The 25,583-nt window shown below is 61.7% G+C and carries 27 protein-coding genes; 17 read left to right on the top strand and 10 right to left on the bottom strand.

What is annotated here, in order from left to right:
- Window positions 1–22 precede the first annotated feature (22 nt).
- Window positions 23–910, top strand: coding sequence for a cytochrome c oxidase subunit 3 (locus tag AAFM31_RS11485; RefSeq protein ID WP_341708077.1), 888 nt, complete (start codon window positions 23–25; stop codon window positions 908–910).
- Between the two features lie 21 nt (window positions 911–931).
- Here AAFM31_RS11485 and AAFM31_RS11480 read toward each other — a convergent pair whose 3' ends face one another.
- Entirely contained in the window at window positions 932–1,144 is a 213-nt protein-coding gene (locus AAFM31_RS11480; protein WP_341708076.1) for a twin transmembrane helix small protein, read from the bottom strand.
- A 52-nt stretch (window positions 1,145–1,196) separates the two neighbouring features.
- Here AAFM31_RS11480 and AAFM31_RS11475 point away from each other — a divergent pair, with 52 nt between their 5' ends.
- The 5 genes from AAFM31_RS11475 (at window position 1,197) to AAFM31_RS11455 (ending at window position 5,186) form a co-directional block, all read left to right on the top strand.
- Window positions 1,197–1,961 carry an SURF1 family protein gene (locus AAFM31_RS11475; protein WP_341708075.1) on the top strand — a complete coding sequence of 255 codons (765 nt, stop codon included), beginning with the start codon at window positions 1,197–1,199 and terminating at the stop codon, window positions 1,959–1,961.
- Window positions 1,939–2,541 (top strand): hypothetical protein, encoded by a 603-nt coding sequence (locus AAFM31_RS11470; RefSeq protein WP_341708074.1) that lies wholly within the window; start codon window positions 1,939–1,941, stop codon window positions 2,539–2,541. The genes AAFM31_RS11475 and AAFM31_RS11470 overlap by 23 nt, the downstream gene beginning before the upstream one ends.
- Before the next feature lie 3 nt (window positions 2,542–2,544).
- Window positions 2,545–3,591 (top strand): COX15/CtaA family protein, encoded by a 1,047-nt coding sequence (locus tag AAFM31_RS11465; RefSeq protein ID WP_341708073.1) that lies wholly within the window; start codon window positions 2,545–2,547, stop codon window positions 3,589–3,591.
- Between the two features lie 63 nt (window positions 3,592–3,654).
- On the top strand, window positions 3,655–4,560 hold the full coding sequence (gene cyoE / locus AAFM31_RS11460; protein WP_341708072.1) for a heme o synthase: 906 nt from the start codon (window positions 3,655–3,657) through the stop codon (window positions 4,558–4,560).
- Complete coding sequence (locus AAFM31_RS11455) at window positions 4,551–5,186, top strand: SCO family protein (protein WP_341708071.1); 636 nt, start codon at window positions 4,551–4,553, stop codon at window positions 5,184–5,186. The genes cyoE and AAFM31_RS11455 overlap by 10 nt, the downstream gene beginning before the upstream one ends.
- 7 nt (window positions 5,187–5,193) lie before the next feature.
- Here the strand turns inward: AAFM31_RS11455 and znuB are convergent, their stop codons facing one another.
- Genes znuB through AAFM31_RS11440 form a run of 3 tightly spaced genes read right to left on the bottom strand, consistent with a single transcriptional unit; the run spans window position 5,194 to window position 7,233 of the window.
- Entirely contained in the window at window positions 5,194–5,979 is a 786-nt protein-coding gene (gene znuB / locus AAFM31_RS11450; protein WP_341708070.1) for a zinc ABC transporter permease subunit ZnuB, read from the bottom strand.
- Entirely contained in the window at window positions 5,972–6,742 is a 771-nt protein-coding gene (gene znuC, locus AAFM31_RS11445) for a zinc ABC transporter ATP-binding protein ZnuC (RefSeq protein WP_341708069.1), read from the bottom strand. Before znuC ends, znuB begins: the two co-directional genes overlap by 8 nt.
- Window positions 6,739–7,233 carry a Fur family transcriptional regulator gene (locus tag AAFM31_RS11440; RefSeq protein ID WP_341708068.1) on the bottom strand — a complete coding sequence of 165 codons (495 nt, stop codon included), beginning with the start codon at window positions 7,231–7,233 and terminating at the stop codon, window positions 6,739–6,741. Before AAFM31_RS11440 ends, znuC begins: the two co-directional genes overlap by 4 nt.
- 105 nt (window positions 7,234–7,338) lie before the next feature.
- Here AAFM31_RS11440 and AAFM31_RS11435 point away from each other — a divergent pair, with 105 nt between their 5' ends.
- On the top strand, window positions 7,339–8,238 hold the full coding sequence (locus AAFM31_RS11435) for a metal ABC transporter solute-binding protein, Zn/Mn family (protein ID WP_341708067.1): 900 nt from the start codon (window positions 7,339–7,341) through the stop codon (window positions 8,236–8,238).
- Here the strand turns inward: AAFM31_RS11435 and AAFM31_RS11430 are convergent.
- The 3 genes from AAFM31_RS11430 to AAFM31_RS11420 form a co-directional block, all read right to left on the bottom strand.
- A complete protein-coding gene (locus AAFM31_RS11430) occupies window positions 8,235–8,771 on the bottom strand; it encodes a metal-dependent hydrolase (RefSeq protein WP_341708066.1) in 537 nt (178 codons plus the stop codon). The genes AAFM31_RS11435 and AAFM31_RS11430 overlap by 4 nt on opposite strands.
- Window positions 8,772–8,901: 130 nt before the next feature.
- Window positions 8,902–9,855, bottom strand: a complete 954-nt coding sequence (locus tag AAFM31_RS11425) for a homoserine kinase (protein WP_341708065.1) — start codon at window positions 9,853–9,855, stop codon at window positions 8,902–8,904.
- An 8-nt stretch (window positions 9,856–9,863) separates the two neighbouring features.
- Window positions 9,864–10,148 (bottom strand): DUF2782 domain-containing protein, encoded by a 285-nt coding sequence (locus AAFM31_RS11420; RefSeq protein WP_341708064.1) that lies wholly within the window; start codon window positions 10,146–10,148, stop codon window positions 9,864–9,866.
- 72 nt (window positions 10,149–10,220) lie between these two features.
- Here AAFM31_RS11420 and polA point away from each other — a divergent pair, with 72 nt between their 5' ends.
- Window positions 10,221–12,962, top strand: a complete 2,742-nt coding sequence (gene polA, locus AAFM31_RS11415) for a DNA polymerase I (RefSeq protein WP_341708063.1) — start codon at window positions 10,221–10,223, stop codon at window positions 12,960–12,962.
- A 290-nt stretch (window positions 12,963–13,252) separates the two neighbouring features.
- Here the strand turns inward: polA and yihA are convergent, their stop codons facing one another.
- On the bottom strand, window positions 13,253–13,903 hold the full coding sequence (gene yihA / locus AAFM31_RS11410; RefSeq protein ID WP_341708062.1) for a ribosome biogenesis GTP-binding protein YihA/YsxC: 651 nt from the start codon (window positions 13,901–13,903) through the stop codon (window positions 13,253–13,255).
- Between the two features lie 322 nt (window positions 13,904–14,225).
- On the opposite strand from yihA, the gene AAFM31_RS11405 reads away from it, so the two are divergent.
- The 7 genes from AAFM31_RS11405 (at window position 14,226) to AAFM31_RS11375 (ending at window position 21,783) form a co-directional block, all read left to right on the top strand.
- Window positions 14,226–14,834, top strand: a complete 609-nt coding sequence (locus AAFM31_RS11405) for a c-type cytochrome (RefSeq protein ID WP_341708061.1) — start codon at window positions 14,226–14,228, stop codon at window positions 14,832–14,834.
- A 162-nt stretch (window positions 14,835–14,996) separates the two neighbouring features.
- Window positions 14,997–15,635 (top strand): thiol:disulfide interchange protein DsbA/DsbL, encoded by a 639-nt coding sequence (locus AAFM31_RS11400; protein WP_341708060.1) that lies wholly within the window; start codon window positions 14,997–14,999, stop codon window positions 15,633–15,635.
- Between the two features lie 52 nt (window positions 15,636–15,687).
- The gene (locus tag AAFM31_RS11395) at window positions 15,688–16,497 is read left to right on the top strand and encodes an endonuclease/exonuclease/phosphatase family protein (protein WP_371833033.1); all 810 of its coding nucleotides are present in this window, start codon (window positions 15,688–15,690) and stop codon (window positions 16,495–16,497) included.
- Between the two features lie 53 nt (window positions 16,498–16,550).
- Window positions 16,551–18,266: a diguanylate cyclase gene (locus AAFM31_RS11390; protein WP_341708059.1), complete on the top strand. Its 1,716-nt coding sequence runs from the start codon at window positions 16,551–16,553 to the stop codon at window positions 18,264–18,266.
- A complete protein-coding gene (locus AAFM31_RS11385; protein WP_341708058.1) occupies window positions 18,263–19,147 on the top strand; it encodes an N-acetylmuramoyl-L-alanine amidase in 885 nt (294 codons plus the stop codon). The genes AAFM31_RS11390 and AAFM31_RS11385 overlap by 4 nt, the downstream gene beginning before the upstream one ends.
- 6 nt (window positions 19,148–19,153) lie before the next feature.
- The gene (locus AAFM31_RS11380; protein ID WP_341708057.1) at window positions 19,154–20,383 is read left to right on the top strand and encodes a nucleoside recognition domain-containing protein; all 1,230 of its coding nucleotides are present in this window, start codon (window positions 19,154–19,156) and stop codon (window positions 20,381–20,383) included.
- A 62-nt stretch (window positions 20,384–20,445) separates the two neighbouring features.
- A complete protein-coding gene (locus tag AAFM31_RS11375) occupies window positions 20,446–21,783 on the top strand; it encodes a ribonuclease J (RefSeq protein ID WP_341708056.1) in 1,338 nt (445 codons plus the stop codon).
- A 15-nt stretch (window positions 21,784–21,798) separates the two neighbouring features.
- On the opposite strand, the gene AAFM31_RS11370 is transcribed toward AAFM31_RS11375, so the two are convergent.
- The gene (locus tag AAFM31_RS11370) at window positions 21,799–23,103 is read right to left on the bottom strand and encodes an FAD-binding oxidoreductase (RefSeq protein WP_341708055.1); all 1,305 of its coding nucleotides are present in this window, start codon (window positions 23,101–23,103) and stop codon (window positions 21,799–21,801) included.
- A gap of 102 nt (window positions 23,104–23,205) precedes the next feature.
- Window positions 23,206–23,700 carry an Lrp/AsnC ligand binding domain-containing protein gene (locus AAFM31_RS11365; protein WP_341708054.1) on the bottom strand — a complete coding sequence of 165 codons (495 nt, stop codon included), beginning with the start codon at window positions 23,698–23,700 and terminating at the stop codon, window positions 23,206–23,208.
- A 143-nt stretch (window positions 23,701–23,843) separates the two neighbouring features.
- Here AAFM31_RS11365 and AAFM31_RS11360 point away from each other — a divergent pair, with 143 nt between their 5' ends.
- Both AAFM31_RS11360 and AAFM31_RS11355 read left to right on the top strand, forming a co-directional pair.
- Window positions 23,844–25,145: a D-amino acid dehydrogenase gene (locus AAFM31_RS11360; protein ID WP_341708053.1), complete on the top strand. Its 1,302-nt coding sequence runs from the start codon at window positions 23,844–23,846 to the stop codon at window positions 25,143–25,145.
- Window positions 25,120–25,479 carry a RidA family protein gene (locus AAFM31_RS11355; RefSeq protein ID WP_341708052.1) on the top strand — a complete coding sequence of 120 codons (360 nt, stop codon included), beginning with the start codon at window positions 25,120–25,122 and terminating at the stop codon, window positions 25,477–25,479. The genes AAFM31_RS11360 and AAFM31_RS11355 overlap by 26 nt, the downstream gene beginning before the upstream one ends.
- Window positions 25,480–25,583: the final 104 nt, after the last annotated feature.

Raw genomic sequence — 25,583 nt, 5'->3', positions numbered from 1 at the left:
TGCCGGACAAGGAGAACAACAGATGGCCAATCACGAAACCTATTACGTTCCGGCCCAGAGCAAGTGGCCGATCATTGCCTCCGTCGGTCTGCTGCTGACCGTATTTGGCGCCGGCAGCATGATGAATGGCGACAACGCGGGTGCTGGCGGCAGCCTCGGCAAGTGGATATTCTTCGCCGGCGCGCTGACCATCGCCTGGATGATGTTCGGCTGGTTCAGCAACGTGGTAAAGGAAAGCCGCGAGGGGCTCTACAGCCCTCAGATGGACCGCTCCTTTCGCATGGGCATGGGCTGGTTTATTTTCTCAGAGGTGATGTTCTTCGCCGCGTTCTTCGGCGCGTTGTTCTATGTACGCACCTTCGCCGGACCATGGCTCGGTGGCGAGGGTGACAAGGGCGTGACCAACATGCTCTGGCCCGAGTTCGTCTACCAGTGGCCGCTGATGGTCAACCCTGACCCAGCAACCTTCCCCGGCCCGAAAGAGGTGATCAGCGCTTGGCAACTGCCGCTGATAAATACCATCCTGCTGATTTCTTCCAGCGTCACCGTCACCTTTGCCCACCATGCACTGCGAGCCGACAAGCGCGGCGCCACCAAGGCCTGGCTCGGTCTGACGGTAGCATTGGGCACCGTGTTTCTGATTTTGCAGGCGTTGGAGTACCAGCACGCATACCAGGATCTGGGGCTGACCCTGAACTCCGGCATCTACGGTGCCACCTTCTTCATGCTTACCGGCTTCCATGGTGCCCACGTGACCATGGGCACACTGATTCTGGCGATCATGCTGATCCGCATCACCAAGGGTCACTTCACACCGCAACAGCACTTCGGCTTCGAAGCGGCCAGCTGGTACTGGCACTTCGTTGATGTTGTCTGGGTCGGCCTGTTCATCTTTGTCTACATCGTCTAAGCGATGCGGGTCCGCGTGCTGTTAATGCAACCAGGGCGTATTCCAGACCAGGTTGCCCGACCAGAAGCCCCAGGCGATCAGGCCCACCAGCAGGATCGTCAGGCTGATGCGCACGCTCAGGGCGGTTACCAGCCGCCCGCGACCATCCGTGTCTTTCATCAGAAAAAACAGGCCGCTAAACAGACTGATCACGATCAGCGCCAGCAGAATCAAAATGGCCATCTTGAGCCACATGGGCGTCCCCTTCTTGTTGTTATGTTGGGCTCAAGTATAGCGAGGGCGCACCATGCTGCTCGCTGACTCCAGCCCGCGCAGCCGCCGCTTTGCGCCTGGCTGGCCGCTGTGGGTATTCACCTTGTGTTTGCTGCCGGTTCTGCTCGGACTTGGCAGCTGGCAACTGCAGCGCGCGACAGAAAAGCAGACCATGCAGGCATCAATCGACGCCCTGCATCAGACCCCCGCGTTGCCTCTCGCAGCGGTAACCCAGCAGCCCCCAACAGACTGGCAGCCGCTGATTTTGAGAGGACACCTTGACCGCCAGCACACCTGGCTGCTGGATAACCGCACCCGTGACGGGCAAGCCGGTGTTGAGGTACTGCAGGCCTTTCACGACACCAGCGGCGAATGGTTGTTGGTCAATCGCGGCTGGCTGCCATGGCCCGACCGGCGTCTGGCGCCTGCGTTCAATACACCCGCCGGCGAGCTGCAACTGCTTGCCGAAAAGGTACCTGCCAATAGCGCTGGCTGGCGCCCAGGCAACCGCCAATGTGGCGCCCAAAGCACGCCATGTGTAATAGCCCAACTCGACCTCAAGGCGCTAAGAGCGGAATCCGGCATTGCATTACAAGACTGGAGCGTCCGGCTGACCGGCGAGGGCTCCGCCGCCGTACTGCAGCTCGACTGGCCAGCGCTGCCGATGAGCGCAAGCCGCCATACCGGGTATGCAATTCAGTGGTTCAGCCTCGCCGCCGCCCTGACCGCACTTTTTATCTGGGCCGGTTTTCGGCCCGACCATCGGGGGAATAATAATGATGAGCCTCACCGAGCCTGACCAGACCCAGCAACGCCCGCGCGGCCAGCTCAAGCTGCTCGCCGTCATCGGCGTCGTGGTAGTACCCATTCTGCTCGCCGCGCTGATGGCGCACTTCGGCATCGGCGTGCCGCAGGCGCATTCAAACAAATCCGCCATGGTCGAACCGGCCATCCAGCTCAGCGACTGGCAACTGGCGCTCGAACCAATCGGCTATGGCGCCCCCTGGCGGCTACTGGTGACCCACACCGGCGCCTGCGAACGTGAGTGCATGGCGCTGATCCACGAGGCCCGGCAGATCAATGTAGCCGTCGGCCGCGAGGCAGACCGCGTCGAGCATGTCCTGGCTTCACCGGTCGCCCTGCGCGACGATGAACTGACACGACTGGAAAGCGAATTTCCGCGCCTGCAGCGCGGCCAATTCGACAGCAACGCCTACCTGCACAGCCTGCAGACCCAGCCCGACAGCTGGCTGATTGGCCCGCAGCTCTGGCTGGTCGACCCACTCGGCCGCGTCGTGCTGCACCACAGTGCCAGTCAGCCCGGCAAAAACCTGCTGGATGACCTGAAACGTCTGCTGAAACTCTCCAAGGTGGGCTGAGCCATGCGTAAACCCGGCTACAAACTCGCTCTGGCAGGGCTGATACTCTGCTTTATCGTCGTGATTCTCGGTGCCTACACCCGGCTGGTGCATGCCGGGCTCGGCTGCCCGGACTGGCCCGGCTGCTACGGCTTTCTGACCGTGCCGCAAAGCGATCACGCGCTGGAAACGGCGCAGCTGCGCTTCCCGGACGACCCGGTCGAAGCCTTCAAGGCCTGGGCTGAAATGATTCACCGCTACGCTGCCGGCACCCTCGGGCTGGTCATCCTCGCCCTTACCGCAATCGGAATCAGCCAGCGTCGCAACCCGGACTATCCGACCGGCCTGAGCCTTGGCCTGCTGGCACTGGTGGTATGTCAGGCACTGTTCGGGATGTGGACCGTCACCCTGAAACTCTGGCCGCAAGTAGTAACCGCGCACTTGCTGGGCGGCTTCGCTACCCTCAGCCTGCTGCTGCTACTGGTATTGCGTCTGTCTGGTCGGCTGCCGGCGCTAAACCCCAGCCGACCGATAATGCGCCTGCGTTCGTTGGCGAAGGTGACCCTGGCCGTGGTGATCGTACAGATCATGCTCGGCGGCTGGACCAGCACCAACTATGCCGCGGTCGCCTGTATCGACCTGCCCACCTGCCATGGTGAATGGTGGCCGGAGATGGACTTTCACACCGGATTCAATCTACTGCATCAGGAGATCGGCCCGAATTACCTCGGCGGCATGCTGGAAGGGCCGGGCCGTACCGCCATTCATTTCACTCACCGCCTCGGTGCGCTCGTGACCACCTTTTTTGTGCTGCTGCTGGGCTGGCAGCTCTGGCGGGCACAGCTGCGCGGACTTTCGGTATTGCTGTCTCTGGCCTTGGTAGCACAGGTCAGTCTTGGCATTACCAACGTACTGGCGGCTCTGCCGCTGGCGGTCGCCGTTGCGCATAACGGCATGGCCGCACTGCTGCTGCTGTGCACGCTGACCGTCAACTATCGCCTGCGCGCACCGGCGCCGGAACGGGTTCGACTGGTAGCACGGCCGCGTCGCTCACTGGCGAGCCACGCCTGAGGCATCCATACTCCGGATACAACAACACAGGTGCGCCAAACGCACCGACAGGGGGAACAGACCATGGCGAGCATTACTCATGCGGTGCCGGTCAGAGCTGGCTGGCGCGACTATCTGGAACTGACCAAGCCCAAGGTCGTCGCACTGATGATCATCACCTCAGCCATCGGCATGCTGCTGGCCAGTGACCAGGCAGTGCCCTGGAGTACGCTGCTGCTGGGCAATCTCGGCATCGCCCTGTGCGCGGGGTCTGCGGCGGCGGTGAATCACGTGGTCGACCGCCGAATCGATATCCACATGGCACGCACCCAGCGCCGTCCGCTGGCGCAAGGACGGGTAGAGCCACTCAATGCGGTGCTCTTCGCCATCCTGCTTGGCAGTGCAGGCTTGGCCGTGCTGCTGTCGTGGGTAAACACCCTGACTGCAGTGCTGACCCTGGCCTCCCTGCTTGGCTATGCCCTTGTCTACACGGCCTTTCTCAAACGCGCGACGCCGCAGAACATCGTTATTGGCGGTGTCGCCGGTGCAGCGCCGCCGCTGCTCGGCTGGACCGCCGTCACCGGGCAGATTCAGGCCGAGGGGCTGCTGCTGGTGTTGATCATCTTCGCCTGGACACCGCCACACTTCTGGGCGCTGGCGATTCACCGCAAGGCGGAATACGCCAAGGTCGACATCCCCATGCTGCCGGTCACCCACGGCGAGCACTACACCAAGCTGCACATTCTGCTGTATACCTTTATCCTGCTCGCCGTGAGCCTGCTGCCGTTCGTGATTCACATGAGCGGCCCGCTCTATCTGGTGGCTGCATTGGTTTTGGGCCTGCGCTTTATTGACTGGGCCATCGCCCTGCTTCGTAACAGCCGTCCGCATGCGGCCATCAAGACCTTCAAGTATTCACTGTGGTACCTGCTGTGGCTGTTCGTGGCCCTGTTGCTGGACCACTATATCGAGGTGGCTGGATGGCTTTAACCGGGGTACAGAAAACCGTACTGGTCTGTGTAGCGAGCATCGCGCTGGTGGTGGGGGCGGTCGTCAACAAGGTCATGCGGCCAGCGCCGCTGGATCGCACCGCCTTGCAACAGGCAGGGATCTACCTGTTCGACACGCCCAGACCGATACCCGACATAAGCCTGGAGTCGGCAGCGGCCCAGCCTTGGGGGCGCGATGACCTGAACGGTCAGTGGGATCTGCTGTTCTTTGGCTACACCTTCTGCCCGGACATTTGCCCGACCACGTTGGCCGAACTGCGGCAACTGACGCAAAAGCTGCCCGAGGATACGCGCAACCAACTACAGGTAACGCTGATCAGCGTAGACCCGAATCGCGATACCCCGGAGCAACTGGCAACCTATCTGGACTTCTTCAACGCCGGCTTTGCCGGTGCTACCGGCGACTCCGAGCAACTGGCCGCGCTAGCCAAAGCCCTGTCGGTCGCCTACATCGAGCCGGACACCAGCAGCGAAAACTATCTGGTGGATCACAGCGGCCAGGTCATCATTGTCGACCCCAGCGGTCGCTATGTCGGCTTCATTCGTCCACCACTGGATACCGACAAACTGGCCCAGTGGCTGCCACGGATCATCAGCGCCGAATAGGCGCTGCTCAGCTGCGGCGCGGAATTGCCAGCGCCAGCATGAACATCGCCGCCGCGCAGACCACAATCGAGGGGCCTGCGGGCGTGTCGAGGTGCCATGACAGCGCCAACCCGCCAAGCACAGCCAGCATTCCCAGCACACTGGCGCCCAGCGCCATCTGCTCAGGGGTTCGCGCGTGGCGCTGCGCCGCCGCTGGCGGAATGATCAGCAACGAGGTAATCAGCAGCACACCCACCACCTTCATCGCCACCGCAATGACGATGGCAATCAGCAGCATCAGCGCCAGCCGGATCGCCGTCACTGGCAAGCCTTCAACCCGCGCCAGTTCCTCATGCACGGTGATCGACAGCAGGCTGCGCCAGAGTACGCTCATCAGCACCAGCACCACGATCAGCCCACCGATCATCCAGCCCAGTTCATTCAAACTGATGGCGAGCAGGTCACCGAACAGATAGGCCATCAGATCGACCCGCACGTTTTCCGTCAGCGCCAACACCACCAGCCCAAGCGACAGCGTGCTGTGCGCCAGAATCCCCAACAGGGTATCGCTGGCCAGCCATTCTTTATGCTGCAACGCTACCAGCAGTACCGCGATCAGCACGCAGCCAACCGTCACCGCGAGAGTCAGATTGATGTCGAGCAACATGCCAAGCGCCACACCGAGCAGTGCCGAGTGCGAGAGCGTGTCACCGAAATAGGCCATCCGCCGCCAGACCACAAAGGAACCAAGCGGGCCAGCAACGAGCGCCAGTGCCAAACCGGCCAGCAGTGCGTAAACAAGAAAATCAGGCATGCTTGCAGTCAGGTCCGTGGCTGTGTTCGTGGGGCACGACTTCGCCGTGCAGATCGTGGGCGTGATCGTGATGGTGGTTATAAACCGCCAGCGCGCTGGCTTGATCGCCGAACATGGCGACAAAAGCCGGGTCCAGACTGACCTGCTCGGGGTGCCCGGAGCAGCAGACGTGGCGATTGAGGCAGACGACGGTATTGGTTGTCGCCATCACCAGATGCAGATCATGGGAAACCATCAGCACGCCGCAACCATAACGGTCGCGCAGTCGGGTAATCAGCTGGTACAGCTCAATCTGACCGTTGACGTCAACGCCCTGCACCGGCTCATCCAGCACCAGCAGGTCGGGCTGACGCAACAGCGCCCGGGCCAGCAGAATACGCTGCAACTCGCCGCCAGATACCTGCTGCAGCGGCCGCGCCAGCAGATGCTCGGCGCCGACTTCCTGGAGAGCCGCCTCGACGGCCGGGCGTTTGGTACCGGGCACCAGCAACAAGAAGCGCAACACCGTCAGCGGCAATGACGGATCAATCTGCAGCTTCTGCGGCATGTAGCCAATACGCAGACGAGAGCGGCGCCAGACCTTGCCGCCACTGGCCTTGAGCAGGCCAAGAACGATACGTACCAGGCTGGTCTTGCCCGCCCCGTTGGGGCCGATCAGGGTAACGATCTCACCACGTTTGACGCTGAGATTGACCCCTTCCAGCACATCGGTGGCATTGAGCCGCAGGCTGACCTGCTTGAGAGATAGCAGCTCCTCGCTCATGCCGCCGCCTGACACTGGGCGCATAGCCCGCCGATTTCCACGGTTTCACTGTTGACCGCAAACCCCTGCGCCGCAGCGGCTGCAGCAATTGCATCGCTGATACCGGACTGTTCCAGCTCGATAGCGATGTGGCAGTTGAGGCAGATCAGAAAGTGCCCCTGATGCCGGTGTTCCGGGCTAGGGCAGCCAATGAACGCATTCAGTGAAGCAATCCGATGGACCAACCCCTGCTCCTGCAGGAAGTCCAGCGCCCGATACACCGTCGGCGGCGCAGCGCGGCGACCATCGTCGCGCGACAACGTTTCCAGAATGTCGTAGGCACCAAGGGGTTTATGGCTTTGCCAAACCAGCTCAAGCACACGCTTGCGCAAGGTGGTGAAGCGCACCCCGTCTCGAGCGCAGACCTGCTCGGCCGCGCTCAGCGCATGGCTGACGCAGTGCGCATGATTATGTGGCTGTTGTGGATCAGGAAGGGTCGTGGAGTCGCTCATGCTGCCGCCTCGCTGGCTGCGTCCCGCGGATCGAATGACAGCCGGGACTTTTCAGAGGTCAATGACCTGTTATCATATAACAATTCTGCTTTCCGAGGTATTCCCATGTCGATCCGTTCCCTGCTGGCCTTGGCCATCGGCCTGCTGCTGTCTTCTTCTTGTTTGGCAGACAGCCGCGTGCTGACCAGCATCAAGCCGATTCAGCAGATCAGTGCCGCACTGCTCGAGGGTATCGACGAACCCGCGGTATTGCTCCCACCAGGTGCCTCTCCCCACGCCTTCGCTCTGCGCCCCTCAGACCGTCGCACCCTGGCCAACGCCGAGCGCATCTACTGGGTCGGCCCCGATCTTGAGCGTTTCCTCGATAGCCTGCTGCACGATAACCCGCAGGCACGCGAGCTGATGAAGGTCCCGGGCTTGGTATTGCGCGAATTCGATGAAGAGCATGCCGAACACGGTCACGACGATCACCATCACGACGCCGGCAACCTGGACCCACACATTTGGCTGTCACCGGCCAACGCGCTAACCATCGCCCAGTGGATGAAGGCAGACCTGGCGCCGCTTTACCCGGAGCAAGCGCTGCAGTTGGACGCCAACCTGCAGCGCTTCGAAACGCGCATCAATGCCGAGCAGGAAAAGCTGAGCGCGCGCTTCGCAACGCTGAAAGACAAACCCTACTTCGTCTTTCACGACGGTTACGGTTATCTGGAAGAATATCTGGGCATCGAGCACCGTGGTGTATTCAGCCTGGCCCATGAGATTCAGCCCGGCGCCCGCCACGTCAACGCCCTGCGTGATCAACTGCGCAGCGCCGGCCGTGCCTGTGTATTCAGCGAACCTCAATTCACCCCACGACTGATCAACAGCCTGACCGAGGGCCTGCCGGTCGAAACCGCACAGCTTGACCCGCTTGGTGCTGACATTACTGTCAGTGCAGACGGCTATATCGAACTCTTGAACTCGCTGACCGGCAGCTGGGCTGTCTGCCTGGAATCGCTCTAACAGGCACTCTCTGTAGACTTCGAGTGCGCGCCAGGCATCCAGCCGCGCCTGATGCGCCAGCGCCAAACCGCCCAGGCGCAGATCGACAGTTCGACCAGAAATACCCAGTGCACAACGAAATTCAGCCACCAGGGCTTGTAGCGGGCGGTAACCGTGACCAGGGCAAAGCGCTGATCGACGAACGGCGCCAGCCACCAGATATCCCCAGCCAACGTATCCAGCGACACATGCAGCATACCGCCCAGGCTGAAGGTCAGAGCCAACCAACCAGCCGCAGCCTCACGACGAAACCTTGCCAGTAACAGCGAGCCCGCAATCAGCCCAAGCCACAGTAGCGGCCAGTGGCTCGGGTAGCGGTGATGATGTTTCATGCCCATATCGACGAAGTGGAAATAAAACATATCCAAGTCAGGCGCTATAGCGCCGAACATGCCGGCGACCAGCAGCCAGGAGGGCCGCACAGGCAGACGACGCGCGCGCTCCACAAGGTAACTGGAAAGAATATAGCCGGATGGCAGGTGGGCAATCAGCATGCAGCAGGGCTCCGCGGAGCGAACACAGGATTATGTCGCCTCCTGCGCTATGACCGTACTCTACCCGACTGGTTCGCGCTACACGGATCAATGGTGCGCTGCACAACGCGAAGCAGCTAACGAAGCAACGCTAGAGGGCCAAAGGCAGACCTACAGAAACCTGCTGATGCTGTTTTAACAACTGCAGAAAATGCTCGGGATCCTTGACCAGCACACCGGCCTGACCGGCGTGCTGCTCTGCCGCAATCTGCCGGGACAACCAGAATCGCAACGCAGCAAGCCGCAGCATGTCAGGCCAGCACTCCTGCTCGGCCGGGGTAAAACGCCGCAGCCCCGCATAACCCGCCAACAGCGCGCGGACGCGCCGGGGTTCCAGCGCTCTGGCCTCATCCAGGCACCAGTCATTAACCGCGATGGCGACGTCATAGAGTGCCCAGCCAGAGGCGGCGTTATAGAAGTCGATCACCCCGCTCAGGTGGTGCCCATCGAACATCACGTTGTCACGGAACAGATCCGCATGCAGCACCGCAGAGGGTAACTCCGGCGGCTGTTGCTGCCAGCGCTCAAGCAGCCCAATCAGACCCTGCAACAGCGCACCGGTCGAGCCCGGCTGGTGCGACAGTTGAGCAGTCGCCTGAGCCTGCATCCACTGCAGGCCACGCTCGCTGCGACGGGCTAACGGTGTAGCGCTGGTAGCCGCATGCAGCTGCGCCAACCAGCGACCAACCGCTTCACAATGCGCCGCATCCGGCTGCTCGACATGCCGCCCAGCCAGCCGCGGCTGCAGCAGGCCCTGCTTACCATTGAGCTGATGCAGCGCCTGACCCTGCCGATCGGTGACCGCATAAGGCACGGCCAGGCCAGCCTGATGCAGACAGTCGAGCAGCTCAACGAAGAACGGCAAGGCTTCGGGGTCGCCACGCTCGATCAGGGTGAGCACAAACTCCCCACCAGTGCAGCTGACGAAGAAATTGCTGTTCTCGCTGCCGCCGTCGATGCCCTGAAAGTCAATCAGCCGACCGACCTCAAACCCGGCAAGAAAGGCGTCCAGCTGCTCGCGGCTGACCGGCGTGAATACGGACATGCCTCAACTCACCACTCGAAAATTTTCCACGACGGAATGCGCATGCCGTTGGGCTGGTCGGACCGCACATAGTTGCCATCCTCGTCGACCGCCACCAGATAGTAAGGAGCACCGCTCTTGGGTGTCACCTTGATGGCATAGAGGAAGCCATTGACCCGATACTCCTCAACCGTGCGATCACCTTCCTGACGGATGGTTACCTCGGGCTCGGTGGGGACCGCGTCCTGCGCCATGACCGAAACACTGCCCAACAGCAGGAAAGCGGCCAATCCAAAGCCAAGTTTGCGAATCATGTTAGTCTTGTCCTTTGCGTGAATGATGCCTTCATTCTAGCCCCAATGACTTTCAAATTGTTGACCTGACGCATGACAGATACCACTCCGCTCGTCCTTGTGGACGGCTCGTCCTACCTTTATCGCGCCTTCCACGCCTTGCCGCCGCTGACCACCAGCAAAGGCCTGCCCACCGGTGCGGTAAAGGGCGTTCTGAACATGCTCAAGAGTCTGCGCAAGCAGTACCCGAAAAGCCCCTTCGCCGTGGTCTTCGATGCCAAAGGCCCAACCTTTCGCGACCACATGTTCGAGCAGTACAAGTCGCATCGCCCGCCGATGCCCGACGAACTGCGCGCCCAGATTGAGCCGCTGCACGCCGCCGTGCGCGCACTCGGCCTGCCGCTGTTGTGCGTTGACGGCGTCGAAGCAGACGACGTGATCGGCACCCTGGCCCGCCAGAGCGCAGACGCCGGGCGTGCAGTAGTGATCTCCACCGGCGACAAGGATATGGCCCAGCTGGTGGATGAGCACATCACACTGGTCAACACCATGACCAACACGGTGATGGACATTCAGGGCGTGCACGACAAGTTCGGCATCGGCCCCGAGCTGATCATCGATTACCTCGCGCTGATGGGCGACAAGGTCGACAATATTCCGGGCGTCCCGGGTGTTGGCGAGAAGACCGCCCTCGGCCTGCTGACTGGCGTCGGCGGAGGGCTCGACGTCATCTACAGCAGCCTCGACAAGGTGCCCGAGCTGCCGATTCGTGGCGCCAAGAAGCTGCCCGAAAAGCTTGAAGAGCACAAAGAGATGGCCTATCTCTCCTACCAGCTGGCGACCATCAAGCTGGACGTCGAACTGGAGGTCAAGGTCGACGCCCTGATGCCGGCCGAAGCCGACCGTGATGCTCTGATCGAGCTGTACCGGGAGATGGAATTCAAGACTTGGCTGGACGACCTGCTGCGTGAAGCCAAAGCGGATCCCGCCGCCGAGAACACCAGCGAAGCCGCGGAAGAAACCGAAAAGCGCTACGAGATCATCACCGAACAGGCCGATTTCGACCGCTGGCTCGACAAGCTGAAGAACGCCGAGCTGTTCGCCTTTGACACCGAAACCACCAGCATCGACGCCCAGCGCGCGGAACTGGTCGGCGTATCGCTGGCGGTCGAGGCCTGCGAGGCTGCCTATATCCCGGTCGCGCACAGCTACATGGGCGTACCCCATCAGCTCGATCGCGACGCCGTGCTGGCAGCACTCAAGCCCTATCTGGAAGACCCGAACAAAGCCAAGGTCGCGCAGCACGCCAAGTACGACATCAACGTGCTGGCTCATTACGGCATTGAGGTGCAGGGCGTGGCATTCGACACCATGCTCGAATCCTACGTGTTGGACGCCACCGCCACCCGCCACGACATGGATAGCCTGTCGCTCAAGTATCTGGGCCAGAGCACCATCAAGTTCGAAGACATTGCCGGCAAGGGCAGCAAGCAGCTGACCTTCGATCAGATCGCACTGGAACAGGCTGGCCCCTACGCCGCCGAGGATGCCGACGTGACCCTGCGCCTGCATCAGACCCTGTGGGCGAAACTGCAACCACAGCCATCGCTGGCCAAAGTGCTGCAAGAGATTGAAATGCCGCTGATGCCGGTTCTGGCGGGGATCGAGCGTAACGGCGCGCTGGTCGACGCCAAGCTGCTCGGCGAGCAAAGCATCGAGCTGGGCGAAAAGATGGTGTCGCTGGAACGTCAGGCGTTCGAGCTGGCGGGTGAAGAGTTCAACCTCGGCTCGCCCAAGCAGCTGGGCACCATCCTGTATGAAAAGCAGGGCCTGCCAGTGCTGTCGAAAACAGCAAAGGGCCAGCCGTCGACCGCCGAGGCGGTGCTCGCTGAACTTGCAGAGCAGGGCTTTGAGCTGCCGCAAGTCATTATGCAGTACCGCAGCGTCAGCAAACTGAAGAGCACCTATACCGATCGGCTGCCCGAGCAGATCAACCCGCGGACCGGACGCATTCACACCTCTTACCATCAGGCTGTAGCAGCGACCGGGCGCCTGTCGTCCTCCGACCCGAACCTGCAGAACATCCCGATCCGCACCGCCGAAGGTCGGCGCATTCGCCAAGCCTTCATTGCGCCCAAGGGCTACAAACTACTGGCGGCGGACTACTCGCAGATCGAACTGCGGATCATGGCCCACCTCGCGCAGGACGCGGGACTACTAGATGCCTTCCGCCATGACCTCGACGTGCACCGCGCCACCGCCGCTGAAGTATTCGGCGTCGCGCTCGAGGAGGTCAGCACCGATCAGCGCCGCAGCGCCAAGGCCATCAACTTCGGCCTGATCTACGGCATGAGCGCCTTCGGTCTGGCCAAGCAGATCGGCGTCGACCGCAAACAGGCCCAAGCCTACATTGATCGCTACTTCGCTCGCTACCCGGGCGTGCTGGCCTACATGGAACGCACCCGCGAGCAGGCCAGCGAACAAGGCTACGTCGAGACCCTGTTTGGCCGCCGCTTGTATCTGCCGGAAATTCACGCCAAGAACCAGGCCATGCGCAAGGCCGCCGAGCGCACCGCAATCAACGCCCCAATGCAAGGCACGGCCGCTGACATCATCAAGCGCGCCATGATCAAGGTCGCGCAGTGGCTGCAGGAAAGCGCACTGGATGCCCGCGTGATCATGCAGGTACACGATGAACTGGTGCTGGAAGTACGCGAGGATCAGATCGACGCCGTCTCTCAGGGCCTTAAAGAGCGCATGGGGCAGGCCGCAGCACTGGACGTGCCGCTGGTGGTCGAGGTGGGCGTTGGGAACAACTGGGACGAGGCACACTAGAGGCCTTTCCACCCGTTTTCAGCATCACCGGAAGATGAAAAAGCCACCGCCTAAGCGGTGGCTTTTTCATAACGAACAGGTCTAAAACTTTTTTTGAACTTATCTGCAACCGGCCCGGTCAGAACTTGTGAACGGCTTAAGAGCCATTCATGCTCCTTAGATGTGATTTAGTGTTGGCAGAAAACCGGGCACTCCCTTTCCTAGCACAGCCCGGTTAGTTGAACCCCGAGCCTCCCTCCCCATAGAAGCTCGGGGTTTTTTTTAACCTTTTTGTGCCAACCGCCGAGCCATCAGGACTCGGCGTCTGCCTGCTCAGCCTCGGCCTGCGGCGGAAACAGCCAGCCGGCCAACACCTCGTGCGCCTGCTCAACCCCGAGCCGCTTTGGCGAGGAGAACAGCTGCACGCTGGCATTTGAACGCAACTCCTTGCGCATCCGCGCCTGCACCTTGAGCAGTTCATTCTTTGCTGCACCAAAGGCCAGCTTGTCAGCTTTGCTCAACAGCACGTGCGCCGGAATGTCGCTCTTGCGCGCCCACTCGAGCATCATGCAGTCAAAATCAGACAACGGATGCCGCAGGTCCATGACCAGCACCAGACCAACCAGACTGTGGCGGCCGGTAAGGTAGGCGTCCAGATGCTGCTGCCAGTGCGCTTTCAGCTCCAGCGGCACCTTGGCGTAACCATAACCGGGCAGGTCTACCAGGCGGCGCTCATCATCAAGCCGAAAAAAGTTGATCAGCTGCGTGCGTCCCGGCGTCTTGGACGTACGCGCCAGCCTGGCGTGGGTGAGCGTGTTGAGGGCGCTGGATTTTCCGGCGTTGGAGCGGCCAGCAAAGGCTACTTCCAGCCCGATATCCGGCGGACACTGGGTGACCAGGCTCGCACTTTTGATAAAAGTCGACTGCTGGCAGAGGGATACAAGAGGGGTGCTGGAGGACATGGGATTTCCATTTTGGCCGACATGCTAGAGCCGGGCACTGATGACATTCACGTTTGCGGCGTGCTTAGTATATAATGCCGCGGTTGTGGGAAGCACTGATCAATTGGCTCGCGCCCTCGCGCATGCTCAGATTCAAGTGCCCCAGAGACTCATGAGCGTCGCAGGTGCGGCCGAGGGTGCGGCATTTCAGCCATTGCGCCCTGCGCAGCGCGCCGCTAGCATGGGCACACAATCACGGCTGCCTGCCATTGATAACGTGGTCACCAAGGCCGGACTGCAGGCACTGCCAACCGTTTTCTTTTAGCCGTTATTGGATTAGCCGATGAATAAATTACTCGTTAGTCTGGCGTTGACCCTGGGTGTCGCCACTGGTGCGCACGCTGTTGAGGGCAATGCTGAAGCTGGCCAGGCCAAGGCTGCCGTGTGCGGCGCCTGCCACGGTGCAGACGGCAACAGCCCTGCTCCGAACTTCCCGAAACTGGCCGGTCAAGGCGAGCGCTACCTGCTCAAGCAGATCACCGATATCAAGGAAGGCCGTCGTACCGTTATCGAAATGACCGGCATCCTGGACGGCTTGAACGAGCAGGACATGGCTGATATCGCGGCATACTACGCCTCCCAGACCGGTAGCCTCGGCGTCGCCGACCCGGCACTGGCTGCGCGCGGTGAAGAGATCTTCCGCGGTGGCAATCTGGAAACCGGCCTGCCTGCGTGCACCGGCTGCCACTCCCCGACCGGCAAGGGCAACCCGCCGGCTGGCTACCCGCATCTGGCGGGCCAGCACGCGGCGTATACTGCCAAGCAGCTGACCGATTTCCGCGAAGGCAACCGCACCAACGACGGCGACAGCATGATCATGCAGACCGTCGCCAGCCGCCTGAGCAACAAGGATATCGAAGCTGTTGCTAGCTATATCCAGGGCCTGCGTTAAGCGCTCGCACCGTTGCAACGAAAAGGGGTAGCCATCGGCTACCCCTTTTTGCATGCGCATTTCACAACGGTAATACCGCGCCACAGTTACGTCTGGTAATCACGGAATCTTTGCTCTACTGTCGGGTCTGAAACCTGTCACTACCCCGTTATGGAGAACTACATGCGTGCGTTTTTCAGCGTTGCCCTGATCTGGCTGCTCGGCAGCTTTGCCCTGGCCCAAGCCCAGGAAGTCACCTATCAGGAAGGCGTGCATTACGTGGTCCTGCCGACGCCGGCACCGACCCAGGATCCCGACAAGATCGAAATTGCCGAGCTGTTCTGGTACGGCTGTCCCCACTGCTATGCTTTCCAACCAACCATCGAGGCATGGTCCAAGACTCTGCCGGAAGACATCAACTTCCGCCCGGTTCCGGCCATGTTCGGCGGCCTGTGGAATACCCACGGTCAGCTGTTCTACACCCTCGAAAGCCTGGGTAAGCTGGAAGAAACTCACGACGCCGTGTTCAACGCGATCCACCGCGAGAAGAACCAGCTGCAAACCACCGACGCGATGATCGCGTTCCTTGCCCCCTACGGCATTACCGCCGAACAGTTCGAGCGCGCCTGGTCTTCGTTCGGCGTCAAAAGCCGCATCGAACAGGCTGGTCGTCTGGCCCGCGACTACCGCGCGACCGGCGTTCCGTGCCTGATCGTCAACGGCAAGTACCGCATCGAGGGCAAGATGGCCGGCACTTTCGAAAATATGCTGAAGATTGCCGAGTATCTGGCCGAACAGGAACGTCAGGCCAACCAGGGCTAACCCCATGCTGTCTGTCGGCAATATCAGCTCGACACGCACCACCCGGGGCCACATGGCCCCGGGTGAACTGCGGATCAATAGCCAGTGCCAGACCGACCAACGCCCTCTCCCCGAAATATTGCGCCTGCTGAGCTTCAACATTCAGGTCGGCATCAACACCCAGCGGTATCACCACTACCTCACGCGTAGCTGGCAGCATCTGCTACCCAGCGCCGCTCGCCAGCATCAATTGGGCAAGGTCGCCCAACTGCTGCATGACTTTGATTTGGTCGCCCTACAGGAAGTTGATGGTGGTAGCTTGCGTTCCGGTTTCGTCAACCAGGTTGAACATCTGGCCCGCGAGAGTGGCTTTCCCTACTGGTATCAGCAGTTAAACCGCAATCTCGGTCGCTTTGCACAGCACTCCAACGGCCTGCTTAGTCGCTACGCGCCGGACCTGCTGGAGGACCACAAACTACCGGGGATTCTGCCTGGTCGCGGCGCCATTCTGACCCAGTTTGGTCAAGGCGAAGATTCGCTACTGGTCGTAATGATGCACCTGGCCTTGAGCACCAAAGGGCGTGCCAATCAGTTAGCTTACGTACGTGAGCGCATCGCCGATCACCGCCACGTAGTGCTGATGGGCGACATGAACACCCATGCCGAAGACCTGCTCCAGCACTCGCCGCTGAAAGGTGCAGATCTGCAGGCACCCGACCTACCCGGCACCTACCCAAGCTGGAAACCTGCCCGGGTGCTGGACCACATTCTGGTCAGCCCCAGCCTCCGCGTTGAACAGGTTGATGTGCTGCCACAGGCGATTTCCGACCACCTGCCCGTGGCAATGCATATCAAATTGCCGTCACCGCTGTGTAAAGGCTAGTCAGCAGCTCAGCATCACCTATAATCTCTGGGAATTAACCTGCTGGAGCCTCCATGCCAGACACCCACCCCAACGCCAACGGCTCTTACCAGCATTCTGAGCCGGGCGAGCAGACGGAACTGCTCAAGCGTGGATTGGTGCGGGTCAGTATTGCTGCGTCCGGCATCGACCCCCTGCTCGACAAGCGCCTAAACGAATTGCGCCGCGCCCTGCGCGCCGATGCACCGGCAAGTATGCTGGCCGACCTGTTGCCTAAGCTCGAACATGCGGTGCTGACCGCTGACCAGCGGCGCCAGGAGCGCACTAGCAAGATCAGCAAGAGTCTGCACGGCATCATCGAGCAACTGCAGGCGGACGAACTGCCACGCGACACAGCGATAGCCCTGCGCACTCTCAGCCGCCGCCTTGATGACCTGAGCGAGCTGCCACGCCAGCTTGATGGCATCCTCGGCGACCTGGAGCAGCTCCAGGGCACGATTCTCGACCTCGAACCCAGCACCGAGCCCTCGAGTCTCTGGGACCGCCTGTTCGGCCGCCACGGCCGCAACGCCGACGGCGGCAATCAGCCAAGCCAGCCTGCCAGCCTGCAGCCCGAAATTGACAACGAGCCGTCGCCGGCCATCGATGAGCAAGCCTCAGCTATCGAAGCTGAAGCAGAGCATAAGCACGAGACAGGGCATGAGCCGATCGGCAACCTCAGCGGCGAAGAACAAAACTTCACTCAGGTAGCCGCCCACATTGAGTCGATTTTGCTGCGTCTGCTCAACGAGCTGGAGGTACTGGAAACGCAGCAGGCCGTCCGTGATCGTCTGCGCGAACAAGTCAGCCGTGGCCTGAACTGGTACGAGCTGGCCGCGGCGCTCGACAGCCTATCCAACCTGGTGCTTGCCGCGCAGGAAAGCCGGCAGGCTGAATTCGAAGGTTATCTGCAACAGCTCAACCAGCGCCTGAGTCAGTTTCAGGGCAATCTGGAGGAAGCTCAGGCCAACTACAGCGGCTCACTCGAAGCCGAACGCGAGCTTGCCGGCGATATCCGAGACCAGGTTGAAGTGCTGAACAATAACGTTCGCGATGCTGACGATCTCAGCGCGTTGAAGGCCAATGTCGAGTCACGCCTTAACTCCTTGCTGGACAACATCGACAAGGCACGAGAGCTGCGCGAAGAACGTGACAATCAGGTCTCCATGCAGCTAACCACCATGGTCGAGCGCATTCAGGTCATGGAGCTCGAAGCACAGACTTTCCGCCGCCACCTGGAAGAACAACGCCGTCAGGCGATGCTGGACAGCCTGACCGGGCTGGCCAACCGCGCCGGTCTGCAGCGCCGCATGGAAGAGGAACACGAACGCTGGCAGCGCTACGGCGGCCGCCTGCTGCTGGTGGTGCTGGACGTTGATCACTTCAAGTCGATCAACGACCGCTTTGGTCATCTGGCCGGCGACAAAGTGCTGCGACTGATTGCCCAGCAATTGTCCCGGCGGCTGCGCAAGACCGACTTCATCGGCCGCTTCGGCGGTGAGGAGTTTGTCATCCTGATGCCGGGCGTGTCGCCGGAGCAGGGTGCCACCGCGCTGGAAGAGCTGCGCAGCGGCATCGAGCACACGCCGTTTCACTTCAAGAACGAGCCGGTGCCAGTCACCATTTCGATCGGCTACACCGAGTTCCGTGAGGGCGATACGCTGGACTGCACCTTTGATCGCGCAGACCAGGCCATGTACCGGGCCAAGGAAGATGGTCGCAACCGGATCGTTGCCGCCGACAGCCTATGAGTGCAGCCGTTCGCCTCATCCTGTTGCTGTGCTGTACCGGTCTGCTGAGCGCGTGCGGCTCTGCCCTGATAATCGATGAGCGCTACCAGGCCGGCGGCCAGGACAGCCGCGTCCAGTACATCGTGCTGCATTACACCTCCTCCGGTTTTGAACGTTCACTGCACACCCTGACGCAGCAGGACGTCAGCAGTCACTATCTGATCAGCGATTACGACCCGGTCATCTATCGTCTGGTCGACGAGAGTCAGCGCGCCTGGCACGCAGGCGAGAGCAGCTGGCAAGGTCGCACCTGGCTCAACAGCAGCTCGATCGGTATCGAGCTGGTCAATTCCGGCTACCGCGATCAGGCCGAATGCCGTCTCTGGCAACCATGGGATCAGCGTCAGATCGACGCGTTGATCCACCTGCTACGCGACATCCAGCAACGTCACGGTATCCCTCCAGAGCGGGTACTGGCACACAGCGACATCGCCCCGCAGCGCAAGGTCGATCCAGGCCCGCGTTTTCCGTGGGCACAGCTGGTTGCCGCCGGCGTTGCCGTGGGGGCGGACCCGCAGCGCGTGCAAGCAATGCAGCAGTGGCTAGAGGGTCGCACCCCTGCGATCACCTGGTTCCAGCAGACGCTGCACAGCTGGGGTTATGCGGTGCCGCTGCACGGCCAGCTCGACGAGGCGACGCGCAACGTCATTGCCGCCTTCCAGATGCGCTTCCGCCCAGCGCGCTACGACGGCCTGCCCGACAGCGAAACCGCAGCCATACTCGCCGCACTGGTCCCGGAGCAGGCCAGCACGCTAGCGGCACAGACGGACCCGGACTGGTACCAAGCAGCGGATCCAGCACCGACAGCGCGGCTACCCGCCTGCACCGGCGAACCGGGCTGATCAGCGATGCTCAACTGGATCTGGCTCGGGTTCTTCCTCAGCGCCTTCGCCGCCGCACTCTGGCAATGGCTGGGGCTGGGCGACGCCGAGGTGTTCAGCCGCCTGGTCACCGCGCTATTCGACATGGCTCGGCTGAGCGTGGAAATCGTGTTGGTGCTCGTCGGCACCATGACCCTGTGGCTCGGTTTTCTCAACATTGCCGAGCGGGCAGGGCTGATCAACCAGCTGGCACGCCTGCTCACACCATTGTTTCGCCGCCTGATGCCGGACGTGCCAAGCGGCCATCCCGCGCTCGGCCACATCACCATGAACTTTGCGGCCAACGTACTCGGGCTGGATAACGCGGCCACCCCGATTGGCATCAAGGCCATGCACTCACTGCAGAGCCTCAACCCCAGCAAGGACACCGCCAGCAACGCCCAGATTCTGTTTATGGTGCTCAACACCTCGTCGCTGACACTGCTGCCGATCACCATTTTCATGTACCGCGCCCAGCAGGGTGCCAGCGACCCGACCGAGGTGTTTCTGCCGATCCTGCTGGCCACCAGCGCCTCCAGTCTGGTTGGCCTGCTCAGCGTTGCGCTGATACAGCGCCTGAAGCTCTGGGATCCGGTGGTGCTAGCCTATCTTGCAGGCGGAGCCGTGGCCCTTGGACTGCTGCTGACCACGCTGGCGGGCCTGTCTGCCGAGGCGCTGGCAGCAACCTCAACACTGGTGGGTAATCTCACCTTGTTCGGCATCATCATCGCCTTCCTGTTGATCGCGGCGCTACGCAAGGTCAACGTGTACGACAGCTTCATCGAGGGCGCCAAGCAGGGCTTCGAAGTCACCATCTCGCTGTTGCCGTTTCTGGTCGCCATGCTGGTGGCCGTCGGCGTGCTGCGCGCCAGCGGCGTGCTCGACGCGCTGCTCGACGGTATTCGCTGGCTGGTCGAAGGGCTCGGTTGGGATACCCGCTTTATCGACGCACTGCCCACCGCGTTCATCAAGCCACTGTCGGGCAGCGGCTCCCGGGCGATGATGATCGAAACCATGAACACCTTTGGCGTCGACAGCTTCCCGGCCCAGCTGGCCGCCACCTTCCAGGGCAGCACCGAAACCACCTTTTACGTGCTCGCCGTCTACTTCGGCGCCATCGGTATCAGCCGCGTGCGCCATGCACTGGGCTGCGCCCTGCTGGCAGACCTCGCCGGCATGCTCACCGCCATCGGCGTCTGCTACTGGTTTTTCGGCTGATGCCGGTGCTGTGCTAACCTGCCAGCGAACCCATCGCTGCAACCCTGCCGACGAGAGTGCCCATGCCCGCCCCACGCTTCGACCAGCTCCACCGCCAGCCCGGCCCCTGGTTTGTGGCACTGGGCGGTGCCGGGATATTCGGCGCCAACTTCTACCTCTACGGCTCGGGCGGCGAGTGGATTGCGGTGGATTGCGGCTTCGCGCTGAACCCCACGCCCAGCGGGCGCAACAGCGTGTCGGTACCGAGCCTGTCCGCGCTCGAACGGCACGACATCAAGCTCTCGGCGCTGCTGATTACCCATGGCCACGAGGACCACATCGGCGCCATACCGCACCTGTGGCGCGCGCTGGACTGCCCGATCTACGCCAGCCCCTTTGCCGCACAACTGATTCGCGCCAAGCTCGACCCCGGCCTGACCTGGCCGCGCCTGCAAGAGATTCGCCCTCTGGAGCCGATTGGCGTCGGTGCCTTTCAGGCCGAGTGGATTCCGGTAACCCACTCGATCCCTGAATCCCATGCCATCGTGCTGGAAGTGGCCGGCAAACGCCTCTACCACAGCGGCGACTGGAAGCTGGATAACCATCCGGTGGTCGGCGAGCTGACGGCGCAGGCACGCCTGCAGCAACTTGGCCGCGCCGGGGTGGATGTGATCATTGGCGATTCGACCAACGCCTCGGTGCCCGGCGCCAGCCGCTCCGAAGCTACCGTGCAAAATGGCCTACAGGACGCCATTCGGCCCTGCCGCCAACGGGTCATCGTCACCTGCTTTGCCAGCAATCTTGCACGCCTGCACAGTCTGGCCGACATTGCCTTCGACTGCGGCCGCTACGCCGCGCTGCTTGGCCGCAGCCTGACCCACATGCACAGCATCGGCCGGGCCCAGGGTTATCTGCCGGGACGCCCTGGCTACATTGGCGCGTGGGAGCTGGGCCATCTGCCACGCGAGCAGCAGCTCTGGGTGTGTACCGGCAGCCAGGGCGAACCGGGGGCCGCGCTAGGCAGGCTGGCCGCCGGCAGTCATCCGCACCTCAGCCTGGAGCCGGGCGACACGGTGATTTTTTCCTCGCGCCTGATTCCCGGCAATGAAGTCGCACTGGAGCGCATTAAACAGGGGTTAAAGGATCAGGGCGTTGAGCTGATTGACGACGACATGCAACCCGATGTGCACGCCTCAGGCCACCCACCGCAGGACGACCTACGCCAACTCTACGGTTGGCTGAAAGCGCGCCACCTGCTGCCGGTACACGGCGAGCGCTACCATCAGCAGGCACACATGGCGCTGGGGCGTGAGCTGGGGCTGGGTGGACTGGTCCCTGCCAACGGCGACCTGATCGACCTCAGTGGGCAACCGGCCAAGGTCGCCGAGTTGCCGCACGGGCTGGTCGAGGTGCAGCAGTAACCCGAGCAGCCGGGCCTAAAACAGCTCTTTGGTGCGCTCCCAGAGCATCCCCATCGCCAGCAGCGGCGCGCGGAAGCGCTGACCACCCGGAAATGCCATATGCGGCACCTTGGCGAAGATATCGAAACCGTTGCTCGCCTGCGCGGTCATCGCCTCGGCCAACAGCCGCGCGGCCAGGTGGGTGGCGTTAACGCCGTGACCTGAGTACGCCTGGGCGTAGAACACGTTCGGCTGGTCTTCGAGCCGACCAATCTGCGGCAGGCGGTTGGCACCGATGCCGATCATGCCGCCCCACTGAAACTCGATCTTCACATCTGCCAGCTGCGGGAAGACCTTTAACATCTTCGGCCGCATGTAAGCCGCCACATCCGCCGGATCACGACCCGAGTAATGGCAGGCGCCACCAAATAGCAGGCGGTGGTCGGCGGAGAGGCGGTAGTAATCCAGCGCCACGCGCTGATCACATAGCGCCATATTCTGCGGGATCAGGCTGCGCGCGCGTTCCTCGCCCAGTGATTCAGTGGCAATCACATAGCTGCCGGCCGGAATCACTGTGCCGCCGAGTTTCGGATTGAGCTGACCCATATAGGCGTTGCAGCCCAGCACCAGCTGCTTGGCCCGCACCCGACCGGTAGCGGTGTGCACCGTCAGAGTATCGCCGTAATCAATACGGGTAACCGGTGAGTGTTCGAACAGACGCGCCCCGAGCTGACGCGCAGCAGCTGCCTCACCCAGCACCAGATTGAGCGGGTGCAGATGGCCGGAGCCCATGTCGGTCATGCCGCCGATGTAGCGATCAGAACCGACCACGGTATGCAGCTGATCCCGCTCGATGACGGTCATCTCATGGCGATAGCCCAGCGCTTTCAGCTCCTCGCGATCAGCCAGAAAGCCATCCATGTGCGCCGGCTTGTTGGCCAGGTCGCAGTAGCCCATGGTCAGATCGCAATCGATATTGAAGCGCGCCACCCGTTCGGTAACGATCTCGACCGCCTCGATGCCCATCAGCTTGAGGTGGCGCACACCGTCTGCGCCGATTTGCTTCTCAAAGCGGTCAACGTCATGCCCAACGCCGCGAATCAGTTGCCCACCGTTACGGCCACTGGCTCCCCAACCAATCTGATGCCCTTCCAGCAGCACCACCGAGAGGCCTCGTTCAGCCAGTTCCAGCGCCGTGTTGACGCCGGTAAAGCCGCCACCGACGATGCAGACATCAGCCTGCTCCTCCCCCTGCAGGACCGGCAGCCCGAGCTGCTGGTTGAGGGTCGCGGCGTAATAGGAAGGGGCGTGCTCGTGGGTATGGGTTGAACTGCGCAGCATGGGGCTATCCGTTGGCGGTCGTTGGCGTTTGAAATCGTGAAACTTCGTAAATAAAAATTGACGCCCAGCATAACCAGATCGCGGCAGCCGGACAATCCCGCGTCAATCAGACTCCGGGATCGGCAGCGCCAATGTTTCCTTCAGTTCTTCCATCACGATGTAGCTCTTTGACTCACGCACACCCGGCAAGCGCAGCAGGATGTCGCCGAGCAACTTGCGATAGGAGGCCATCTCCGAGATACGCGCCTTGATCAGATAATCGAAATCACCCGACACCAGATGGCACTCCAGAACATGCGGCAGCTTGGTCGCGGCGCGGCGAAAGTCGTCAAAAATGTCGGCGGACTTGGAGTACAGACTGATCTCGACGAATACCAGCAGGTTCGCCTGCAGCTTGTGCGGATTGAGCCGCGCGCCATACCCGAGGATAAATTTCTCCCGTTCCAGCCGCTTCACCCGCTCCATGCACGGCGTAGTGGACAGCCCCACACGCTCGCCCAGTTCCACATAGGACATCCGCCCTTCTTCCTGCAGCAGCTGCAGGATGTGGCGATCAATCCGATCCAGCTCACGGCTGGAGGCCTTTTTGGTTTTCATGAAATACCCCTGAAAAGCGAACTAGCAAGAGAATCTTGCTCTGCAATACGCAAAATAAACGAAAAATCAGCCCAGATCACTTGCCATAGAATAGCGATATCGCCCAAGGGCAAATTCACAGAATATTTTCCGGGAGCAACACCATGCAGGTTCTCATCCTCGGTAGTGGCGTCATCGGCGTTACCAGCGCCTGGTACCTGGCCCGCGCCGGCCATCAGGTCACCGTGGTTGATCGCCAGCCGGGCGCCGGTCTGGAAACCAGCTTCGGCAACGCCGGCATGATCTCCCCCGGCTACTCCGCGCCCTGGGCCGCGCCGGGCGTGCCGTTCAAGGCCGTCAAGTGGATGCTGGCCAAGCACCCACCGCTGTCCATTCGTCCGACCAGCGATCCCCACCAGTACCGCTGGATGGTGCAGATGCTGGCCAACTGCACCGAGGCCCGCTACGCCGTCAACAAAGAACGCATGATGCGTCTGGCGGAATACAGCCGCGACTGCCTGATGGACCTGCGCACCGATAGCGGCGTTGACTACGAACACCGCGAGCAGGGCACCCTGCAGGTATTCCGTACCCAGAAGCAGATGGATGCCGCCGCGCAGGACATCGCCGTACTCGAACGCTGCGGCGTGCCCTACGAAGTCCTCGACCGTGAGGGCTGCGTGCGCGCAGAACCCGGTCTGGCCGCCAGCGCCGACAAGATCATCGGCGGCCTGCGCCTGCCGAACGACGAGACCGGCGACTGCCACCTGTTTACCACCCGCCTGGCCGCCAAGGCAGCCGAGTTGGGCGTCGAATTCCGCTACAACTGTGCCATCGATGAGCTGCTCAGCGACGGCGCGCAGATCAACGGCGTGCGCCTGGAAAACGGTGAAGTGCTGACCGCCGACCGCTACGTGCTGGCCCTCGGCAGCTACTCGCCCAAGCTCGCCCGCCCAATCGGCTTTGATCTGCCAATCTATCCGGTCAAGGGCTACTCACTGACCCTGCCGGTAGCCGACGAAGCCATGGCACCGGTTTCCACCATCATGGATGAAACCTACAAAGTCGCCGTAACCCGCTTTGCCGACCGCATCCGCGTGGGTGGCATGGCCGAGCTGACCGGCTTTGACGACACCCTGAAAGAGAAGCGCCGGGCGACGCTGGAAATGGTGGTGTCCGACCTGTTCCCGCAGGGCGGCAAGGTTGCCGAAGCCACCTTCTGGACCGGGTTCCGCCCGATGACCCCGGACGGCACGCCGATCATCGGCGCCAGCAGCCTGCGCAACCTGTATTTCAACACCGGTCACGGCACCCTGGGCTGGACCATGTCCTGCGGCTCCAGCAAACTGCTGGCCGACCTGCTGTCCGGCGAAAAGCCTGCGCTGAACGCCGGCGACTACAGCTTTGACCGCTACACCAACCACAAGGAACACCAGCACCATGGCCATCCAGCGTCTGCACACTAACCACCGCATGAGTCAGATCGTGATTCACCAGAACACGGTCTACCTTGCCGGTCAGGTTGCCGCCGATGACGACCTCAGCAAGGACGCCGCCGAGCAGACCCGCAGCACCCTCGTAGAGATCGAGAAGCTGCTGGCCGAGGCCGGTACCGACAAGACCAACATTCTGTCGGTGACCATTTACCTGAAGGACATCGACGCCGACTTCGAAGCCATGAACAGCGTCTGGGATCAGTGGCTGCCCGCCGGCACCGCCCCTGTCCGCGCGACCGTCGAAGCCAAGCTGTGTGAGCCGGAAATTCTGGTCGAGATGTCAGTCGTCGCTGCACTGCCCTGAGGTTGCGGCAAAACCTGTTTCACCCTCTCAGTCACCGCTCCCACGCGTTCAGTGGTGTCTGATATTCTGACGGGGCACATTGCCCCGTCTTTTTTATTCAAGAT

It is taken from the genome of Halopseudomonas sp. (assembly GCF_038130085.1).
GTDB lineage: Bacteria > Pseudomonadota > Gammaproteobacteria > Pseudomonadales > Pseudomonadaceae > Halopseudomonas.
Note: the sequence above shows the minus strand (reverse complement) of the source record. Positions and strands in the feature narration are given on the sequence as shown.

What these genes read in the sequence shown, in the direction of transcription:
- polA (WP_341708063.1), top strand. Translation starts at nt 10,221, where the DNA reads ATGACAGATACCACTCCGCTCGTCCTTGTGGACGGCTCGTCCTACCTT.
- AAFM31_RS11430 (WP_341708066.1), bottom strand. Translation starts at nt 8,771, where the DNA reads ATGCTGATTGCCCACCTGCCATCCGGCTATATTCTTTCCAGTTACCTT.
- AAFM31_RS11380 (WP_341708057.1), top strand. Translation starts at nt 19,154, where the DNA reads ATGCTCAACTGGATCTGGCTCGGGTTCTTCCTCAGCGCCTTCGCCGCC.
- AAFM31_RS11360 (WP_341708053.1), top strand. Translation starts at nt 23,844, where the DNA reads ATGCAGGTTCTCATCCTCGGTAGTGGCGTCATCGGCGTTACCAGCGCC.
- AAFM31_RS11435 (WP_341708067.1), top strand. Translation starts at nt 7,339, where the DNA reads ATGTCGATCCGTTCCCTGCTGGCCTTGGCCATCGGCCTGCTGCTGTCT.
- AAFM31_RS11370 (WP_341708055.1), bottom strand. Translation starts at nt 23,103, where the DNA reads ATGCTGCGCAGTTCAACCCATACCCACGAGCACGCCCCTTCCTATTAC.
- AAFM31_RS11385 (WP_341708058.1), top strand. Translation starts at nt 18,263, where the DNA reads ATGAGTGCAGCCGTTCGCCTCATCCTGTTGCTGTGCTGTACCGGTCTG.
- AAFM31_RS11475 (WP_341708075.1), top strand. Translation starts at nt 1,197, where the DNA reads ATGCTGCTCGCTGACTCCAGCCCGCGCAGCCGCCGCTTTGCGCCTGGC.
- AAFM31_RS11440 (WP_341708068.1), bottom strand. Translation starts at nt 7,233, where the DNA reads ATGAGCGACTCCACGACCCTTCCTGATCCACAACAGCCACATAATCAT.
- AAFM31_RS11355 (WP_341708052.1), top strand. Translation starts at nt 25,120, where the DNA reads ATGGCCATCCAGCGTCTGCACACTAACCACCGCATGAGTCAGATCGTG.
- AAFM31_RS11485 (WP_341708077.1), top strand. Translation starts at nt 23, where the DNA reads ATGGCCAATCACGAAACCTATTACGTTCCGGCCCAGAGCAAGTGGCCG.
- znuC (WP_341708069.1), bottom strand. Translation starts at nt 6,742, where the DNA reads ATGAGCGAGGAGCTGCTATCTCTCAAGCAGGTCAGCCTGCGGCTCAAT.
- AAFM31_RS11405 (WP_341708061.1), top strand. Translation starts at nt 14,226, where the DNA reads ATGAATAAATTACTCGTTAGTCTGGCGTTGACCCTGGGTGTCGCCACT.
- cyoE (WP_341708072.1), top strand. Translation starts at nt 3,655, where the DNA reads ATGGCGAGCATTACTCATGCGGTGCCGGTCAGAGCTGGCTGGCGCGAC.
- AAFM31_RS11400 (WP_341708060.1), top strand. Translation starts at nt 14,997, where the DNA reads ATGCGTGCGTTTTTCAGCGTTGCCCTGATCTGGCTGCTCGGCAGCTTT.
- AAFM31_RS11420 (WP_341708064.1), bottom strand. Translation starts at nt 10,148, where the DNA reads ATGATTCGCAAACTTGGCTTTGGATTGGCCGCTTTCCTGCTGTTGGGC.
- znuB (WP_341708070.1), bottom strand. Translation starts at nt 5,979, where the DNA reads ATGCCTGATTTTCTTGTTTACGCACTGCTGGCCGGTTTGGCACTGGCG.
- AAFM31_RS11390 (WP_341708059.1), top strand. Translation starts at nt 16,551, where the DNA reads ATGCCAGACACCCACCCCAACGCCAACGGCTCTTACCAGCATTCTGAG.
- AAFM31_RS11470 (WP_341708074.1), top strand. Translation starts at nt 1,939, where the DNA reads ATGATGAGCCTCACCGAGCCTGACCAGACCCAGCAACGCCCGCGCGGC.
- AAFM31_RS11465 (WP_341708073.1), top strand. Translation starts at nt 2,545, where the DNA reads ATGCGTAAACCCGGCTACAAACTCGCTCTGGCAGGGCTGATACTCTGC.
- yihA (WP_341708062.1), bottom strand. Translation starts at nt 13,903, where the DNA reads ATGTCCTCCAGCACCCCTCTTGTATCCCTCTGCCAGCAGTCGACTTTT.
- AAFM31_RS11375 (WP_341708056.1), top strand. Translation starts at nt 20,446, where the DNA reads ATGCCCGCCCCACGCTTCGACCAGCTCCACCGCCAGCCCGGCCCCTGG.
- AAFM31_RS11425 (WP_341708065.1), bottom strand. Translation starts at nt 9,855, where the DNA reads ATGTCCGTATTCACGCCGGTCAGCCGCGAGCAGCTGGACGCCTTTCTT.
- AAFM31_RS11395 (WP_371833033.1), top strand. Translation starts at nt 15,688, where the DNA reads ATGGCCCCGGGTGAACTGCGGATCAATAGCCAGTGCCAGACCGACCAA.
- AAFM31_RS11365 (WP_341708054.1), bottom strand. Translation starts at nt 23,700, where the DNA reads ATGAAAACCAAAAAGGCCTCCAGCCGTGAGCTGGATCGGATTGATCGC.
- AAFM31_RS11455 (WP_341708071.1), top strand. Translation starts at nt 4,551, where the DNA reads ATGGCTTTAACCGGGGTACAGAAAACCGTACTGGTCTGTGTAGCGAGC.
- AAFM31_RS11480 (WP_341708076.1), bottom strand. Translation starts at nt 1,144, where the DNA reads ATGTGGCTCAAGATGGCCATTTTGATTCTGCTGGCGCTGATCGTGATC.